This window comes from Sphaerospermopsis sp. LEGE 00249 (assembly GCF_014299995.1).
GTDB lineage: Bacteria > Cyanobacteriota > Cyanobacteriia > Cyanobacteriales > Nostocaceae > Sphaerospermopsis > Sphaerospermopsis kisseleviana.
In genome coordinates this window covers 20,837-37,905 of sequence record NZ_JACJUZ010000030.1, presented here as the reverse complement: position 1 = coordinate 37,905, position 17,069 = coordinate 20,837, and the positions used below count along the sequence as shown (strand labels likewise).

Below are 17,069 nucleotides of genomic sequence, written 5' to 3'. Positions count from 1 at the left end.
CATTTGTAACAAAAATGCCATGTATAAAAAGCTCCTATGCCATTTTTGCAACAGGATAAGTTTCTTTAAAGTTAGCAGCTTGACTTGAGAAAAATAGCTAAAATAGAAATGAAACTCTCTGAAAGAGAGTATAACTACAAGTGATAGGAACAAAAAAATTTTTTGTATGAATTCAAATAGCCAGTCTGCCAAACCTCCCGACACATATTCCCAACGTGTGGCAGACATTGTGGGAACGGCGATCGCACTCGTGACCCTGACCCTACCTGTATTTATCATTTCCCACTATTCTTCACCTATTGTTCCCAATCATCATCCGTCAACCCTGACATACGATTTAGCCAGAAGCAATAAATAACTGTTTCTACATCCAGTTTAGTTGTGCTGTAGCAATTTTAATTTAACCATACATTAGCAGATCCCTGATTTCTCCCAGAAGTCGGGGATCTGTATTTTTTGCCTAAAGCCTTGGGAACAGATGCACAATTGTCCTAAAATCTAACACGGGGAGCCAAACTGCGTGCTACCTGGATTCTCACTATAAGCGAAGGAGTTTTGTTGTGGATTTATCTCTTATTCCTGCCCAACCTAAACCGGGTGTGATTAATGTTTTGATTGAAATAGCAGGTGGGAGTAAAAATAAATACGAATTTGACAAGGATTTAAACGCTTTTGCCCTAGACCGGGTGCTTTATTCTTCGGTAAAATACCCTTATGACTATGGCTTTATACCCAACACCTTAGCTGATGATGGTGATCCTCTGGATGGGATGGTGATAATGGATGAACCAACTTTTCCAGGTTGTATAATTCCTGCAAGACCAATTGGTTTTTTGGAAATGATTGATGGTGGCGATCGCGATGAAAAAATTCTTTGTGTTCCTGCCAAAGATCCACGTTATGCCAATGTAAACTCCCTCAAAGACATCCATCCCCACCGTTTAGAAGAAATTGCTGAATTTTTCCGTTCTTACAAAAATTTGGAGAAAAAAGTAACAGAAATTCTCGGTTGGCAGGATGTAGACAGGGTTGCACCCTTAGTCGAAAAGTGCATCGCTGCTGCTAAAAAATAATAAATGATGGTTAATGGGTAATGGGTAATGGGTAATAGGTAATGGGTAATGGGTAATAAATTCATTCTTCCCAATCACCAATTACCAATCACCAATTACCAATCACCCATTACCAACCACAAACCTGTTTAATAGAATAAAACTACTCCCGGTTGTTGCGGAACAACCCAAAACGAAATGCAGCGCACTCTCCTTTTGGCTAAAATTCATAACTGTACCCTCACAGGGGCAAATATTAACTATGTGGGTAGTATCAGTATCGATCAAGTTCTTTTAGATAAAGCTGGTATTTTACCCTATGAACAAGTACAAGTAGTTAATAATGCTAATGGCCAGCGTTTTATTACTTATGCAATTTCGGCTCCAGCTAACTCAGGAATCATTGAGTTAAATGGAGCGGCCGCAAGGCTAGGCATTATAGGCGATCGCTTGATTATAATGGCTTACGGGCAGTTTACACTAGAGGAGTTAAAACATTACTCTCCTACAGTTGTCATTGTGGACGAAAAAAACCGGATGTTAGAAGTAAGAAACTACGATGATCTGCTCAGTAAGCTCTAAGTTCAAGGAAAATGTCAAATCTTGAGCGTTCTGATTCCCAAAACTACGTCAATGATCAATTAACTCCTCCGCTCAATCACCCTGCTGGGGAGTTTTGGGTTAAATTTTGGGGTGTACGAGGTTTAATTCCTACCCCAAACAGTCACACCTGCCGCTATGGTAGTAATACTGCTTGTGTAGAAATATACGTAGGAGGAAAACGCTTGATTTTTGATGGAGGTACTGGTTTACGCATTTTGGGAAAAACTTGGCAACAACAACAGGTACTAGAAGCCCATTTATTTTTTACCAACTCCCAATCAAATCGTATCCAAGGATTTCCCTTTTTTGCCCCCGCATTTGTTACAGACAACTGCTTCCATATTTACGGTACAGCTGCTTCCAATGGTGCATCAATTAAACAATGCCTCTGTGATCAGATGCTCCAACCTCACTTTCCCTACCCTTTACAAATGATGCAATCAGAGTTGTTGTTTTATAACATGACTCCTGGTAATGCTGTGGAGTTAGGTGAGGTAAAAATTACAACCGCACTAATTAATAAAACTCAGAGATCAATTGGTTACAGGATAAATTGGGCAAACCACAGTATTGCCTACGCTACAGATTTACATAATAGTCTTGATATAGAAGAGCAAAACCAGATTTTGCCCATTATTCAAGGTGTTGATTTATTGGTTACTAATGCTACTTATACTCCGCCTACCAATAAAAATCATGAATATGCTGAATTACTCTGGAAAACTCCAGTAGATTTAGCGCAAAGTGCTAATGTGAAAAAATTGGTTATATCTCACCATCACCCAGATGATGATGATTATTTTCTGGATAAAATTCAGGATGAAGTTAAGTCTGCTTTTCCTAATGTTTTATTAGCTTGTGAAGGTATGGTGTTATCTGTAGGTGACAGGTGACAGGTTACAGGTTACAGAATAAATATTACTTGTTCCCCATTCTTCATTCTTCATTCAATTACCTCTTGTAGTTTAGCTGCGACTACACCACTGCTAAATAATTCTTTGGCTTTGTCTATACCTGTTTGCATATCTGGAGAAATGCCACAGTGCCATAGGTAAAAGCCTCCATTCCATAAAGTTGTTTGCATCAGTTCGCTGTCATTTCCAGCTAGAACAGACTGCATATCTTTGATGAGTTCTTCGGTTGTACCCAGGGGGACGTTTTTGGGGGTAAAACCATATTCACGGGGTGCAAGGTGTAACCTTTCTATTTCTTGTGTTGTGGAAGATGACACGCCAATAATGGCTGTGCGATCGCGTGGTAAGTCACAACTACCTTCTAAACCTTTGACAAAGGTATATTTTTTTACGCCTTGTAAATCTAAAGCAGTTTGAAACATAGCCTCAGTTGGTGGATGGACAAAACCGGCGATAATGTGAGCATCACCAGCATAAGGACACCAAATTAATTCCATTGTCGCTAATGGTGGACGTTTTCCTAATTGTTCTCGATATTCCCAAAGAGCGTTAGTGAGGGGAAAGTGGTTAGGTGTGTAAATAAAACCAAGATGAGTTTTATTAAATATTTCTTGGATTTTTTCTAGAGATAAATTAGTCCAATTTAATCCTAAATTTTGCCAAATTTCTATTAAAGGTAAACCGTATTTTGTGGGATAGCGAATTCCTCCGTGCATAATTACAGGTTGTCCCGCAGATGCTAATAATAAAGCTGTAATAATATTAATTGGTGCAGTGCGAGTTCTACCATCATAGGGAATACCTAGTACAATGGGAATTTTATTATTATTAATTGGTTGTAATTTTGGTCCTAGTTCATAATAAGCATCTAACATTCCTGCTAATTCTTCACCTGTGGGACGTTTCATACGGTGAGCAATTAAAAAAGCTCCAATTTGTGCAGGTTTAGCTTCAGCTAATAACATCATTTTCATGGCGGTATAAGCTTCAGTGCGAGTTAAATTTTCTGAAGTATGACTACCGCTACCGACTTTTTGGATAAATTCTTTAAATGTATTAGTCATTAGTTAGGGAATAGGGAATAGGGAATGGGGAATAGGGATTATATTTTGGATTTTGGATTTTCTTCAGTTATTTCCAATCTAAAATCTAAAATCTAAAATATTAAGATGCTGTGCGCTGTTGTTCTAATTTTGGGGGAATGTTATCACTTACTAATTGCCAAAAATGTTGAATAGGAGGAATTTGTAAACGGTCTTGAGTTGTTACCATGACTACGCGACGAGTCAAACTAGAATTATCACCTAAATTACTATTATTGGCTAGGGGACGGACGGCAAGACTAGGATCAAACTTTGCTTCTATTAATGCTGAATAAGGTAATAAAGCTATTAGCTCTCCTTGACGAACTACTCCGCGAAAAGCATCTAAAGTGTTTACTTCTAAAGCTGCGGGTAATTTGATTCCTAGTTTATCAAATCTATCTTGAATTAAACGCTGCATTCCATAACCATCTTTAAATACTACCTGGGGATATTTAATTAATTCATTCCAAGGTATAGATGCAAATTTCGCCAGGGGATGATTTGCTGCTATTAATACTTCTATGGGTTCATCATATAATGTTTTTACCACCATTTCTTTACCAGTGATCAAAAAGCGATTGTGCATGACTATTGCTAAATCTACAAGTCCATCTTTGAGGACTTTGAGAGAGCGATCGCTTCCTAATGATGTTACTCTTAATTGCACTTCTGGATAATCATGACAAAACTGTTGTAAAATTGGCGGTAGATAAGAAGCACAAAGAGAATGAATTGCAGCAATACATAATTCTGGCTGTTTTCCTGCCATTAAATCAGTTAATTCTGAAATTGCTGTATCCCATTCTTGGCAAATTTTCCGCACACGGGGAAGTAAACGTTCACCTCCCAATGTGAGTTTAGCGTGGGTGGTTCTGTGAAACAGTTCTACACCTAAATCTGCTTCTAAACCTTGAATTTGTCTGCTAATTGTAGATTGGGTGACACCACATTTTTTAGCAGCTTGTTGAAAACTGCCAGTTTGGGCGATCGCCAAAAAAGCTTGTAACTGCTCTAAACGCATAGGTAGCAGGAATTACATTCTCAATTTTAATAAACTTAACAAAGTTAACAAGTTGATTACATTATTTTAGTAGATTATGATACAAAATTTTGTAAAAATTTCTGATATCGCAGTCAAAATTCAGTAGGAGTTTAGCATTGCTAAACCCGTACAGAATAAAATCATCTTGATGCTTGATTGAGTAATAAAAATCTTTAGTAAGCTGGTTTAACAAACACAGAATCGTTTTCAATTTTAGCCAGGTAGGTTCTTAGTGGTTTTTCGGCTGGTGCTGCTTGCACTTTACCATCACGGGCAAATTTTGCATCATGACAGGGACAGACAAACTGATTTTTATCTGTTTTCCATGCAACAGTACAACCTTGATGAGTGCAGGTAGGGTTAACAGCAATTAAATTTTTTGCAGCTTTAGATGTACCAACTACCAACACTGCACCTACTGGGGAATTTGGTACTAATAATTGCCCTGTTTTGTCTAAGTCTGCCACAGTACCGATTTTTTGCCAGTCTTTAGCAGCACCCTGAGAAGGGGAAGATGCAGTTGTGGTTGTATCTGTGGTACAAGCTGCGATCGCTACAGGTAAAGAACTTGCTAATAAACCTAAACCTACCCAGTTGAAAAATTCACGACGTTTCATAGATGCTGTAATTTATGGTTTGATTTTTGACTATTGTTTATTATTACTCATAAATTAATTTTTGTCGTGAATTTAATCAAGATAATCAAATAATTCCGCTTGTTTTAATAAATGTCTTAGTAATCCTATTTTAATATCTTTATTGCCATGAATAGGCACAGATATTTTTACATTCATACCCGGTTTACCATAAATATGATGACTTCCTTGGATTCTAATTAATACCCAATCATGTTTTTCCAAGATTTTAGCTAATTCCTTACCCGTCATTGATTTCATATAACTATTTCTAAAACCTTAGCATTATCTTGTAGTTGAATATCATTGATATCTACTGATAAATAGCCTTCAATAGCTTCATATAAATTTTGTAAAAGTTCCTCAAAAGAATCTCCTTGAGTAGCACAACCTGGAAGAGAAGGAACTTCCGCCCAATATCCGCCTTCTTCTGCTTGATGTACAATGATTTTTAGTTTCATGATTTTACCGTTAATTGATTGGATTATGATTATAGCACAATGTAGTTAAGTTAATTGTAACAGTTAATTTTGATGATAATTTCTCACATATTGCTTAAACATAGGCAACATTGAAAACAATATTTTCTCACCTTTGGTTTTCTCAACTAAATATCTTTTCTGCCAGGATTCTAAACCATTAATAAAATCAGTACAACATCCCCAGCAATTTGTAATTACCAGGGGAGGAAATTAGATAATCTTTGAAAATTCGCTCATTTTAATCATTTTCACTGAAACCAGTTTTCATCTAAGATTTGTTCTAAAGAACTGATGGGAATAACAGGGAATGTATCAAGGGGAAGTTGAGAACGATCTGATGCTTCTTTTCTAGCCTCTTGATAACATTCATCAAATATTTCTAAAATGTAAGGTTTTAAACTAGGACTATCTTTGATTTCATCTTTTATTTGTATTCTAAATGTTCTAATTTCACCTTTCCAATGTCCTTGATTTTGTTCTCTTTCCTGTTCCCAGTATTTGAGTTGTAGTAAATGTACAAGCAGCTTAATTAATAAACTTTTAATTGTTCGCTTCTGACTTCTACCCATAGTTTCTAATTCTTCTAATAAGTTCTCTAAATCAACAGCAGAAAATTGTCCTGTGCGAAGTTGGTTGATAGTTGTTTTTATCCACAGGTAATAATCTTGATCGTATAGGGTTTGAGTTTTGGGTTGTGTTGATGTAACCATATACTGGTGAGGATTTTACTATTTATTTTATTGTAGCCTTAATTTAACGACTCAGATGATTGATAAGCTGTTACGCAGCTAAATTGTATAATACTCATATTCTTAGCTCCTGTGGAACAGGCATCTTGCCTGTTCAAGTTTACAAATTAAATGCACACATGAAATATGGCTAACGCCACGCTTCGCTATCATTTCATGGTGGGTGCGGAAGCAAACAAATAATATGTTCTTTTTCAATTAATTTGACACCATTAAGCTTTTGCTTCACCTCTACAAAAAATTCCTTATTCATCTAGCCAATTTTCAATCTTTAAACCATCAACCCGCAACAAATCACTATCATTAGAAACCACAGTAAAACCCTTAACAATAGCAGTTGCAGCAATTAAAATATCTTCCGTTTGAATAGGTAAACCTCTTAACCTGAGATTCGCATGAACTTCTGCTGCTTTTTCTACAATTGCTAAATCATCCAAAAAAATGATTTGATAATCCTTACAACAATTATCAAATCTTTCTAATTGTTTAGTTGCGTTAACAGCAAACAAGCCTCTTTTAACTTCAAAGTAAGTAACACAACTGATACTCAATAATCCTTCTTGCGATTGAAATTGTTTTAGTTTTTGCTTAATTATGGGATTATTTTTCAGTTCTAAGGAGACAATCTTGGTATCTAATAAATAAGTCATTTTCGCTACTTCCGTTTAATCATTTCATCAAAAATTGCTAATTGTTCGGGGGTTAATTCATTTAATGTCCCTGCTACTGCTTCTGTCGTCATAATCCCACTACAACGGGACTTCAATTCCTGATAATCCATACTATTAAACTCCGCAATTGGTAAGTTTTGCTGAAATAAATTACATAACTCTTCCACCATTTCCTCTGCATTTAATTCTTCCTTAAATAACGGGCGTTCTTCCATCAAAATCTTCACAACTTTCTCAATTCTTTCTTTCATAGATTCTTGTTGATTTTGAGTTAATAACATAATCTTTCTTCCATTGAAATCATCATTTATTCCTATTCTATCAAATTTTTAAAGATTACTGTTTATCCTCACTTGCACCCATAAAAACCATTGATTATGCAAAACCCGCAACACCCATATCCGGTTTCTGCATAATTCTAGAAATTTCGTAACAAGCTATACGAATTGTGATAAAAATTCACCTTAATTTATCAATATCGAATTGCTACAACCACCAACCAGGAAACTACTATCAGTTGTTTTCTTAAAAGTGGAAAGTACAGCATCGATAAGAACACGGATAAACAATTAACTCAGTCCTGTTCCCAAAAAACAACATAATGACAGAAACAGCAACTACCACCGAAAAACTGAATAAATTCGAGAAATTCAAAGCTGAAAAAGACGGACTTGCAGTTAAAGACGAAATCAGCGAATTTGTGAAAATTGGTTGGGAAGCAATGGACGAAAACGACCTTAACCATCGCCTAAAATGGTTAGGTGTATTTTTTCGTCCAGTAACACCCGGAAAATTTATGATGCGGATGCGGATACCTAACGGTATTCTCACCAGCAGTCAAATGTATGTTTTAGCAGAAGTGATACAGCGTTACGGTGACGACGGCAGCGCAGATATCACGACCAGACAAAATATACAACTTCGCGGGATCAATTTTTCAGATATTCCTGACATCTTTAATAAATTTAACACCGTTGGCTTGACCGCCATCCAATCCGGTATGGATAATATCCGTAATATTACAGGTGATCCTGTAGCTGGTTTAGATGCTAACGAGTTGTATGATACCAGAGAATTAGTACAGCAAATTCAAGATATGCTGACTAATAAAGGTGAAGGAAACCCAGAATTTACCAATCTTCCTCGTAAATTTAACATTGCTGTAACTGGAGGAAAAGATAATTCAGTTCACGCAGAAATCAATGATTTAGCATTTGTACCAGCATTTAAAGAAGGATTTGGTTTTAATGTTTTAGTCGGTGGTTTTTTCTCCGGTAAACGTTGTGAAGCAGCTATTCCTTTAAATGCTTGGGTGAAACCCGAAGAAGTAGTTAGTTTATGTAAAGCCATTGTCGAAATTTTCCGGGATCATGGTTTACGACTCAACCGTCAAAAAGCCAGATTAATGTGGTTAATTGATGAATGGGGTTTAGAAAAATTCCGTTCAGAAGTAGAAAAACGCTGGGGAAAAACATTCACGCCCGCAGCACCAAAAGACGAAATTGATTGGGAAAAACGGGATCATATTGGGATTTATCCCCAAAAACAACCAGGATTAAATTATGCAGGTTTAAACATTCCTGTCGGTAGATTATCTGCTGATGATATGTTTCAACTTGCCCGGTTAGGTGAAGTTTATGGCAGTGGCGAAATTAGATTTACAGTTGAACAAAATGCGATTATTCCTAATATTCCCGATTCAGCTTTAAACACATTTTTAACTGAACCATTGTTAAATAAATTTGGTGTTAATCCTGGTTTATTAATGCGAGCAGTGGTATCTTGTACAGGCGCACAATTTTGTAACTTCGCATTAATAGAAACAAAAAATCGTGCCGTTGCCATGAGTAAAGCATTAGAACGGGAATTAATATTATCAAAACCCGTCCGTATTCATTGGACAGGATGCCCAAATTCTTGCGGACAACCCCAAGTAGCAGATATTGGCTTAATGGGTACAAAAGTCCGTAAAAATGGGCAAACAGTAGAAGGTGTTGACATTTATATGGGTGGAAAAGTTGGTAAAGATGCTAAACTAGGAACTTGTGTACAAAAAAGCGTTCCTTGTGAAGATGTACAACCCATATTAAAAGAAATACTCATTCAAAACTTCGGTGCAAAAGTTCGGGAAGAAGCCTTAATTTCCCATTAAATAAACCGAAAAATATAGACATCATTGAAAACCCCAATCAAACCTGGGCAATGATTTTCTATTAGCATAAATCTAAAATCCAAAATCTAAAATCGAACAACTGAGAGTTGAAAATGAGCAATATTTCCCGCAGAAAATTTATTATTACTTCCAGTTTAGCGGCAGCGACTTCCATTATAGCGCACGGTTGTTCATCTAATAACTCTCAGTCAGCAACAACAGATAGTGCAGCTTCTTCCACTGCCCAACTTGCTAACAATTCCACAGTTAGTAATGCTCCAAAAGTAGAAACAACCAAAGCTAAATTAGGATTTATTGCTTTAACAGATTCTGCACCTTTAATTATTGCCAAAGAAAAAGGTTTCTTTGCCAAATATGGCATGACTGATGTAGAAGTCAGCAAACAAAAATCCTGGCCAGTCACAAGAGATAATCTAAAAATTGCCTCATCTGGTGGTGGTATTGATGGCGCACATATTCTCAGCCCAATGCCTTATTTAATGACCATTAATGATAAAGTTCCAATGTATCTATTGGCCAGATTAAATACCAACGGTCAAGCTATTTCTGTGGCTGAAAAATTAAAAGATTTAAAAGTCGGCTTACAAAGTAAAGCTTTAAAAGACGCTGTAAATAAAGCCAAAGCTGATAATAAATCTATGAAAGTTGCCATAACTTTTCCCGGTGGTACTCATGATTTATGGATTCGTTATTGGTTAGCTGCTGGTGGTATTAATCCTGATCAAGATGTGGTTTTAGAAGCAGTTCCACCACCACAAATGGTAGCTAATATGAAAGTTGGTACTGTTGATGCTTTCTGTGTAGGTGAACCTTGGAACGCGCAATTAGTTAGCCAAAAATTAGGTTATACTGCTTTAACTACTGGTGAATTATGGAATGATCATCCCGAAAAAGCTTTTGCTATGCGAAAAGATTGGGTTGACAAAAATCCTAACGCAGCACAAGCATTATTAATGGCAATTATGGAAGCACAACAATGGTGTGAAAAGCCAGAAAATAAAGAGGAAATGTGTAAAATTTGTGCTGACAGAAAATACTTTAATGTGGCTGTGGCTGACATTTTAGAACGTTCTAAAGGTAATATTGATTATGGTGATGGACGCAAGGAAGAAAACTTTGCCTATCGGATGAAATTCTGGGCTGATAATGCTTCCTATCCCTATAAGAGTCATGATACTTGGTTCTTAACTGAAGAAATTCGTTGGGGTTATTTACCTAAAGATACGAAAATCAAAGAAATGGTTGATCAGGTAAATAGAGAAGATTTATGGAAAAAAGCAGCTACAGCTTTAGGAGTAGCAGCAGCAGAAATTCCTACAAGTTCTTCCCGTGGTGTGGAAACATTTTTTGATGGGGTAAAATTTGATCCAGAAAAACCGGAGGAATATTTAAAGAGTTTGCAACTTAAGAAAGTTTAAGTAGTAGGGGTAATTCATGAATTACCCCTACCCGTTACCTTTGGTATGTTTATTCAATTTTTCAGGTTCACGGGCGCAGAGAAAAGAGAATTAAGGAGTAAGAAATGGCTGCTAGTGTTGGAAGTCGTAGAGTTAGTAGTAAACAGCAGAAGGTAATTAATAAGTTTTTAGTAAATAAAGTAATACCACCAATCTTTGGTTTATTGATTTTTCTGGTTTTGTGGGAATTACTTTGTTTAATTCCTGGTTTTCAGTTACCTGGTCCGATTGAAACATTTTCTGAAACTTGGGACCCTTTTATTATTCAGCCTTTTTTTGATAATGGTGGCAGTGATAAGGGTTTAGGTTGGCAAATATTGACCAGTTTAGGACGGGTAGCTTTAGGTTTTTCTTTAGCAGCAGTTGTAGGGGTGGTTTTAGGAATATTTATTGGGGTGAATAAGTTTTTATATAATGCTGTAGATCCAATTTTTCAAGTATTAAGAACTATTCCTCCTTTGGCTTGGTTGCCTATTTCTCTAGCTGCTTTTCAACAAGCTAACCCTTCGGCAATTTTCGTAATTTTTATTACTTCAATTTGGCCGATTTTAATTAATACAACTGTGGGTGTACAAAATATTCCCCAAGATTATGTAAATGTGGCTCGCGTTTTACGTTTACGTAAGGACAAATATTTCTTGAAAATTGTGTTTCCGGCAACTGTTCCTTATATTTTCACAGGTTTGAGAATTGGTATTGGTTTATCTTGGTTGGCAATTGTCGCAGCCGAAATGTTAGTTGGTGGTGTGGGTATTGGTTCGTTTATTTGGGATGCCTACAACACGAGTACAGAAACTAATTTGAGTGAGATTATTATTGCGTTAGTTTATGTTGGTTTGGTGGGTTTATTGTTAGATAGAATGGTGGATTTTATTGCTGATAAAGTTGTGCAAACAGAACACAAATAATTCTCAGATCCCCGACTTCTAACATCTATTTATAATTTAATTACAGCCTGAAAAAGAAGTCGGGGATCTAAACGAACACCAATTACCCATTGCTAAACCTATGAAGACTTTTTTAGAAATTGACCACGTAGACAGAATATTTAACCTCCCTAATGGTGGTAAATATATCGCTTTAAAAAATATAGAGTTGAAAATTCGCCAGGGTGAATTTATTTCTTTAATTGGTCATTCTGGTTGTGGTAAGTCCACTTTACTTAATATTATTGCTGGCTTAGATAGAGCTAGTATTGGTGGGGTGACTTTGGAGGGTAGAGAAGTTAGAGAACCTGGTCCAGATCGGATGGTAGTTTTTCAAAATTATTCCTTACTTCCTTGGTTAACTGTAAGAGAAAATATTGCTTTAGCTGTTGATGAAGTACATCAAAATTTACCTTTAAGAGAACGTCGAGAAATAATAGAAGAACATATTGATCTGGTGGGTTTACGACGTGCAGCTAACAAACATCCTAGTGAGTTATCTGGGGGGATGAAACAACGAGTTGCGATCGCCCGTGCTTTAGCTACTCGTCCGAAATTGTTGTTATTAGATGAACCTTTTGGTGCTTTGGATGCGTTAACCAGAGGTAATTTACAAGAACAATTAATGAAAATTTGTAATGAACACAAAATTACCTCTGTGATGGTGACACATGATGTTGATGAAGCTTTATTATTGAGCGATCGCATTGTTATGTTAACCAATGGTCCAGAAGCACATATTGGGCAAATTTTAGAAGTTCCTATTCCCCGTCCCCGTCAACGTTTGGAAGTAGTTAACCATCCCAGTTATTACAACTTGCGGAACGAAATGATCTACTTCCTCAACCAACAAAAACAAGCGAAAAAACGGCAAAAACAACCCACAGCCCCAGCAATTATTTCTCACAAAAATTTAGAAAAAGTACATTTAGAAATTGGCTATATTCCCCTCACCCAAGCCGCACCTTTAATAATTGCTCAGGAAAAAGGTTTCTTTGCTGAATATGGTTTAGAAGTCAATCTAAAACCTGAAAATAGCTGGAAAGAAATTGCTAAAGGTGTAGCCACAGGAAAACTTGATGCTGCTCAAATGGTAGCGGGAATGCCCCTAGCAATGACATTAGGTGCAGGTGGTAAAACGCCCATTTCAATGGTTACAGCCATGACCCTTTCTCGCAATGGTAGCGCCATTACCTTCAGCAAAGAATTATTTAATAATGGAGTAACAAATTTAGCAGAATTTCAAAAAACCATCAACGCTGATCTAGATAAAACCCACACTTTAGGCGTGGTTCATCCTGCATCAATGCAGAACTTATTATTACGCTATTGGTTAGCCGCAGGAGGAATTGAACCAGATATAGATGTCAGTTTAATGACAATTTCACCAGAGGAAATGGTGAATGCTTTAAAAGATAAAAAAATTGATGGTTACTGTGTTGGAGAACCTTGGAACACACACGCAATTGCAGAAAATATAGGTTCTATTATTGCCATCACATCAGAACTTTGGAATGGACATCCTGATAAAATTTTAGGAGTGCGAGAAGACTGGGCGCAAGAAAATCCACAAACACATTTAGCATTAATAAAAGCCCTATTAGCAGCCTGTGAATATTGTGACGACACTCGTAACCGGGAAGAAGTTCTCACATTAACTAATTTAGATTTAGATTCTGCTTTAATAGATAATTACCCACAAAATAATCACCATCGAAAACAAACTTTCCACCAATTTTATTTCCATAAAGCCAACTATCCCGACCGTAATGAAATGCTATGGATATTAACCCAATTAGCCCGATGGGGTTTAGTAGCTTTCCCCAAAAACTGGGTAGAAGTCATTGATAGAGTTTGTCGTCCAGATATATTTGGTGCAGCCGCAAGAGAAATGGGCATTTTAGATATTGGACGAGAAGAAACAATTCAACTATTTGATGGCAAAATCTTTAACCCTTCCGAACCAATTGAATATCTCAAAAGTTCGGAAATTAAACGCCAGCTTCGAGTCGAGGAAGTCTTTATTTAGTCGTTAGTTTTTTGAACCATTAATTACCTATTATTACCAAAAAATCATGACAACATTAAACTTCAATAACAAAACCAAAGTTCAACAATTACAAACCCAGAAACAAGAAGACTTTTTAGTAATTGATGGTGTCAACAAAATTTACCCCACTGCCGAAGGTCCATACACCGTTCTAGATGACATTAACCTGAAAGTCCGTGAAGGTGAATTTATTTGTTTAATTGGACATTCCGGTTGTGGAAAATCCACACTTTTAAATATGGTTTCTGGGTTTAATAAACCTACAAACGGTGTAGTGTGTTTACAAGGTCAACCCATCACCGAACCGGGACCCGACCGGATGATGGTATTTCAAAACTATTGTTTACTACCTTGGTTGAATGTTTTTGATAACGTTTATCTCGCTGTTGATTCCGTATTTCCTAATAAAACCCAACCCGAAAAACGGGCAATAGTTAGAGAACATTTAGCAATGGTAGGACTAACAGAAGCAGCCCAAAAGAAACCCAATCAAATATCAGGAGGAATGAAACAAAGAGTAGCCATAGCCCGCGCTTTAGCTATTCGTCCCCAGGTCCTGATTTTAGATGAACCATTCGGTGCTTTAGATGCCATCACCAAAGAAGAATTACAAGAAGAACTACTGCAAATTTGGTCAGATCATCAAGTCACAGTTTTAATGATTACCCATGACATTGATGAGGCACTTTTTCTAGCAGATAAATTAGTTATGATGACCAACGGACCAGCAGCAAATATTGGCGAAGTATTAGAAATTCCCTTCTCTCGTCCTCGCAACCGTCGCCTCATCATGGAAAACCCAGAATATTATCATTTGAGAAATTACGCTTTAGACTTTCTCTATCGTCGTTGCGCCCACATTGAAGAGTAAATTCTTCAACAACTCACGCAAAGACGCAATCTCCGTCAGGAGATCCCGCAGGGTAGAACGCAAAGAAGATGCAACAACCTCTCTCTGCGTCTCTGCGTGCAATAAAAAAATCCCAAATATTATGAATGAAATTACAAAAACACTTTGCCCTTATTGCGGTGTTGGTTGCGGTTTAGAAGTTTCCCCACCCGCACAACATGGAAAAGCTACGAATAGAGATAGTGATGGAACTCCAACTTGGCGAGTTAGAGGAGACAAAAATCATCCGTCAAGTCAAGGAATGGTATGTGTAAAAGGTGCAACAATTACCGAAGCAATTCACAAAAATAGATTACATTATCCCATGTTTAGAAAATCATTAAATCAAGATTTTCAACGCATTACCTGGGACGAAGCCTTGAATATTATCACCCAAAATATTCAAAAAACATTAGTTAATCACGGTGCAGAATCAATCTGTATGTATGGTTCTGGACAATTTCAAACAGAAGATTATTATATTGCCCAAAAATTACTCAAAGGTTGCTTAGGAACTAATAACTTCGATGCTAATTCCCGTCTCTGTATGTCTAGTGCGGTATCTGGGTATATACAAAGTTTTGGCTCTGATGGCCCTCCTTGTTGTTACGATGATTTAGAATTAACAGACTGTGCTTTTTTAATAGGAACAAATACCGCAGAATGTCACCCTATTGTATTTAACAGATTAGCTAAATATCATAAAAAAAATCGTCATGTAAAAATGGTAGTTGTAGATCCCCGTCGCACTCCTACCGCAGAAGCAGCAGATTTACATTTAGCTATTCGTCCTGGTACTGATATTGATTTGTTAAATGGAATTGCCTATTTATTAATGAAATGGAATTATTTAGACACAGCTTTTATTGATGATTGTACTAGCAATTTTCCAGCTTATGCAGAAGTAATTCGTCATTATTCTCCTGATATTGTTACCCGTCAATGTGGTATTTCTATTGAAGATTTAGAAACGGCTGCAAAATATTGGGGTAAATCAAAATCTGTACTTTCTTTATGGTCAATGGGTGTTAATCAATCTTCTGAAGGTACTGCAAAAGTTAGAACTATTATTAATTTACATTTAATGACTGGACAAGTCGGTAAACCCGGTGCTGGTCCTTTTTCTTTAACAGGTCAACCTAATGCAATGGGAGGTAGAGAAGCAGGAGGTTTATCGCATTTATTACCAGGATATCGGTTAGTAAAAAATGCAGAACATCGCCAAGAAGTTGAGGACTTTTGGTGTTTAGAAAGGGGTAAAATTTCACCTATTCCTGGTTTAAATGCTTGGGATATGATTACAGGTTTAGAATCTGGAAATGTCCAATTATTATGGATAGCTGCAACTAACCCTGCTGTGAGTATGCCAGATTTAGAACGGACTAAAAAAGCGTTATTAAAATCTCCTTTTACTATTTATCAAGATGCTTATTATCCAACAGAAACTACTGCTTATTCCCATCTTTTATTACCTGCTGCCCAGTGGGGTGAAAAAACTGGAATTATGACTAATTCTGAAAGAAGAGTAACGTTATGTTCAGCTTTTCAAACACCACCAAAAGAAGCAAAACCAGACTGGGAAATTTTCGCAGAAGTGGGCAGAAGATTAGGTTTTCAAGATAAGTTTAACTTTCAAAATTCCGCCGAAGTTTATCACGAATTTGTTCAATTAACTTGTGATCGTCCTTGTGATATGTCTGGTTTAAGTCATGAGTTGTTATCAATAAATGGTCCAACTCATTGGCCTTTTTCTCAGGGTAAAAATTCAGAAACTCAACGTTTATATACAAATTTACGTTTTCATACTTCAGATGGTCGCGCTAAGTTTGGTGCATATTATTCTAAAGGTTTAGCTGAACCACCTGATCCTAATTATCCTTTTATCTTAACTACTGGAAGATTATACGGGCATTGGCACACCCAAACCCGCACCGGAAGAATTGATAAAATTAAACAAATGCACCCCGAACCGTTTCTAGAAATTCATCCCCGTGATGCAGAAAAATTAGGTATTGTTGATGGTCAGGTGGTGGAAGTGCGATCGCGTCGTGGTTCAGCTAAGTTTCCTACTAAAATCACTCAAGCTATATCCCCCGGTACTGTTTTTGTCCCCATGCACTGGGGTAAGCTATGGGCAGATGATGCTGAAGCTAACGCTTTAACTCATTCTGAATCATGTCCTGATTCTTTGCAACCAGAATTAAAAGCTTGTGCTGTGCAGTTAGTTCCAATTTCTGTAGAAATTACCACCAAAAATTATCAGCTTCAGTCTTCACAATGGTAAGCTTCACAATGGTAAACTTCTAAGTAAATTCCTCAAGAACGGCTAATATAGTCCATA

17 protein-coding genes are annotated in these 17,069 nt (G+C 36.8%); 9 read left to right on the top strand and 8 right to left on the bottom strand.

Translation table 11 applies throughout. The annotated features are described in order from the left end of the window. The first annotated feature begins 560 nt into the window (after window positions 1-560). The 3 genes from H5968_RS12210 (at window position 561) to H5968_RS12200 (ending at window position 2,548) form a co-directional block, all read left to right on the top strand. Window positions 561-1,073, top strand: coding sequence for an inorganic diphosphatase (locus H5968_RS12210; protein ID WP_096570496.1), 513 nt, complete (start codon window positions 561-563; stop codon window positions 1,071-1,073). A 177-nt stretch (window positions 1,074-1,250) separates the two neighbouring features. After that, on the top strand, window positions 1,251-1,634 hold the full coding sequence (gene panD / locus H5968_RS12205; protein WP_137666533.1) for an aspartate 1-decarboxylase: 384 nt from the start codon (window positions 1,251-1,253) through the stop codon (window positions 1,632-1,634). An 11-nt stretch (window positions 1,635-1,645) separates the two neighbouring features. After that, window positions 1,646-2,548, top strand: a complete 903-nt coding sequence (locus tag H5968_RS12200; protein ID WP_187040170.1) for an MBL fold metallo-hydrolase — start codon at window positions 1,646-1,648, stop codon at window positions 2,546-2,548. Between the two features lie 50 nt (window positions 2,549-2,598). Here the strand turns inward: H5968_RS12200 and H5968_RS12195 are convergent, their stop codons facing one another. The 8 genes from H5968_RS12195 to H5968_RS12160 form a co-directional block, all read right to left on the bottom strand. After that, a complete protein-coding gene (locus H5968_RS12195; RefSeq protein WP_187040169.1) occupies window positions 2,599-3,633 on the bottom strand; it encodes an anthranilate phosphoribosyltransferase family protein in 1,035 nt (344 codons plus the stop codon). Between the two features lie 100 nt (window positions 3,634-3,733). Further along, window positions 3,734-4,675 (bottom strand): LysR family transcriptional regulator, encoded by a 942-nt coding sequence (locus H5968_RS12190; RefSeq protein ID WP_187040168.1) that lies wholly within the window; start codon window positions 4,673-4,675, stop codon window positions 3,734-3,736. Between the two features lie 194 nt (window positions 4,676-4,869). After that, on the bottom strand, window positions 4,870-5,313 hold the full coding sequence (locus H5968_RS12185; RefSeq protein ID WP_096570505.1) for a ubiquinol-cytochrome c reductase iron-sulfur subunit: 444 nt from the start codon (window positions 5,311-5,313) through the stop codon (window positions 4,870-4,872). 72 nt (window positions 5,314-5,385) lie between these two features. Then, window positions 5,386-5,592: a type II toxin-antitoxin system HicA family toxin gene (locus H5968_RS12180; RefSeq protein WP_096570507.1), complete on the bottom strand. Its 207-nt coding sequence runs from the start codon at window positions 5,590-5,592 to the stop codon at window positions 5,386-5,388. Next, window positions 5,589-5,792: a type II toxin-antitoxin system HicB family antitoxin gene (locus H5968_RS12175; protein ID WP_096570509.1), complete on the bottom strand. Its 204-nt coding sequence runs from the start codon at window positions 5,790-5,792 to the stop codon at window positions 5,589-5,591. The genes H5968_RS12180 and H5968_RS12175 overlap by 4 nt, the downstream gene beginning before the upstream one ends. 269 nt (window positions 5,793-6,061) lie before the next feature. Beyond that, complete coding sequence (locus tag H5968_RS12170) at window positions 6,062-6,523, bottom strand: DUF29 domain-containing protein (RefSeq protein ID WP_096570511.1); 462 nt, start codon at window positions 6,521-6,523, stop codon at window positions 6,062-6,064. 284 nt (window positions 6,524-6,807) lie between these two features. After that, the gene (locus tag H5968_RS12165) at window positions 6,808-7,212 is read right to left on the bottom strand and encodes a type II toxin-antitoxin system VapC family toxin (protein ID WP_187040167.1); all 405 of its coding nucleotides are present in this window, start codon (window positions 7,210-7,212) and stop codon (window positions 6,808-6,810) included. 5 nt (window positions 7,213-7,217) lie between these two features. After that, window positions 7,218-7,514 carry a hypothetical protein gene (locus tag H5968_RS12160; RefSeq protein WP_187040166.1) on the bottom strand — a complete coding sequence of 99 codons (297 nt, stop codon included), beginning with the start codon at window positions 7,512-7,514 and terminating at the stop codon, window positions 7,218-7,220. A 320-nt stretch (window positions 7,515-7,834) separates the two neighbouring features. Here H5968_RS12160 and H5968_RS12155 point away from each other — a divergent pair, with 320 nt between their 5' ends. The 6 genes from H5968_RS12155 (at window position 7,835) to H5968_RS12130 (ending at window position 17,012) form a co-directional block, all read left to right on the top strand. Then, on the top strand, window positions 7,835-9,385 hold the full coding sequence (locus H5968_RS12155) for a ferredoxin--nitrite reductase (RefSeq protein ID WP_187040165.1): 1,551 nt from the start codon (window positions 7,835-7,837) through the stop codon (window positions 9,383-9,385). Between the two features lie 113 nt (window positions 9,386-9,498). Further along, window positions 9,499-10,824: a CmpA/NrtA family ABC transporter substrate-binding protein gene (locus H5968_RS12150; protein WP_187040164.1), complete on the top strand. Its 1,326-nt coding sequence runs from the start codon at window positions 9,499-9,501 to the stop codon at window positions 10,822-10,824. A gap of 104 nt (window positions 10,825-10,928) precedes the next feature. Next, window positions 10,929-11,771 carry a nitrate ABC transporter permease gene (ntrB, locus tag H5968_RS12145; RefSeq protein ID WP_096570521.1) on the top strand — a complete coding sequence of 281 codons (843 nt, stop codon included), beginning with the start codon at window positions 10,929-10,931 and terminating at the stop codon, window positions 11,769-11,771. Between the two features lie 100 nt (window positions 11,772-11,871). Next, window positions 11,872-13,818 (top strand): nitrate ABC transporter ATP-binding protein, encoded by a 1,947-nt coding sequence (locus H5968_RS12140; protein WP_187040163.1) that lies wholly within the window; start codon window positions 11,872-11,874, stop codon window positions 13,816-13,818. 46 nt (window positions 13,819-13,864) lie between these two features. Then, window positions 13,865-14,710 carry a nitrate ABC transporter ATP-binding protein gene (locus H5968_RS12135; RefSeq protein WP_187040162.1) on the top strand — a complete coding sequence of 282 codons (846 nt, stop codon included), beginning with the start codon at window positions 13,865-13,867 and terminating at the stop codon, window positions 14,708-14,710. 121 nt (window positions 14,711-14,831) lie between these two features. Continuing rightward, window positions 14,832-17,012 carry a molybdopterin oxidoreductase family protein gene (locus H5968_RS12130; protein WP_187040161.1) on the top strand — a complete coding sequence of 727 codons (2,181 nt, stop codon included), beginning with the start codon at window positions 14,832-14,834 and terminating at the stop codon, window positions 17,010-17,012. The last annotated feature ends 57 nt before the right edge of the window (window positions 17,013-17,069 follow it).

Excerpts from the sequence above, each read along its gene's own strand:
- H5968_RS12165 (WP_187040167.1), bottom strand. The coding sequence starts at position 7,212 with ATGACTTATTTATTAGATACCAAGATTGTCTCCTTAGAACTGAAAAAT.
- H5968_RS12175 (WP_096570509.1), bottom strand. The coding sequence starts at position 5,792 with ATGAAACTAAAAATCATTGTACATCAAGCAGAAGAAGGCGGATATTGG.
- H5968_RS12130 (WP_187040161.1), top strand. The coding sequence starts at position 14,832 with ATGAATGAAATTACAAAAACACTTTGCCCTTATTGCGGTGTTGGTTGC.
- H5968_RS12200 (WP_187040170.1), top strand. The coding sequence starts at position 1,646 with ATGTCAAATCTTGAGCGTTCTGATTCCCAAAACTACGTCAATGATCAA.
- panD (WP_137666533.1), top strand. The coding sequence starts at position 1,251 with ATGCAGCGCACTCTCCTTTTGGCTAAAATTCATAACTGTACCCTCACA.
- H5968_RS12140 (WP_187040163.1), top strand. The coding sequence starts at position 11,872 with ATGAAGACTTTTTTAGAAATTGACCACGTAGACAGAATATTTAACCTC.
- H5968_RS12150 (WP_187040164.1), top strand. The coding sequence starts at position 9,499 with ATGAGCAATATTTCCCGCAGAAAATTTATTATTACTTCCAGTTTAGCG.
- H5968_RS12170 (WP_096570511.1), bottom strand. The coding sequence starts at position 6,523 with ATGGTTACATCAACACAACCCAAAACTCAAACCCTATACGATCAAGAT.
- H5968_RS12155 (WP_187040165.1), top strand. The coding sequence starts at position 7,835 with ATGACAGAAACAGCAACTACCACCGAAAAACTGAATAAATTCGAGAAA.
- H5968_RS12185 (WP_096570505.1), bottom strand. The coding sequence starts at position 5,313 with ATGAAACGTCGTGAATTTTTCAACTGGGTAGGTTTAGGTTTATTAGCA.
- H5968_RS12135 (WP_187040162.1), top strand. The coding sequence starts at position 13,865 with ATGACAACATTAAACTTCAATAACAAAACCAAAGTTCAACAATTACAA.
- H5968_RS12180 (WP_096570507.1), bottom strand. The coding sequence starts at position 5,592 with ATGAAATCAATGACGGGTAAGGAATTAGCTAAAATCTTGGAAAAACAT.
- H5968_RS12195 (WP_187040169.1), bottom strand. The coding sequence starts at position 3,633 with ATGACTAATACATTTAAAGAATTTATCCAAAAAGTCGGTAGCGGTAGT.
- H5968_RS12160 (WP_187040166.1), bottom strand. The coding sequence starts at position 7,514 with ATGTTATTAACTCAAAATCAACAAGAATCTATGAAAGAAAGAATTGAG.
- ntrB (WP_096570521.1), top strand. The coding sequence starts at position 10,929 with ATGGCTGCTAGTGTTGGAAGTCGTAGAGTTAGTAGTAAACAGCAGAAG.
- H5968_RS12190 (WP_187040168.1), bottom strand. The coding sequence starts at position 4,675 with ATGCGTTTAGAGCAGTTACAAGCTTTTTTGGCGATCGCCCAAACTGGC.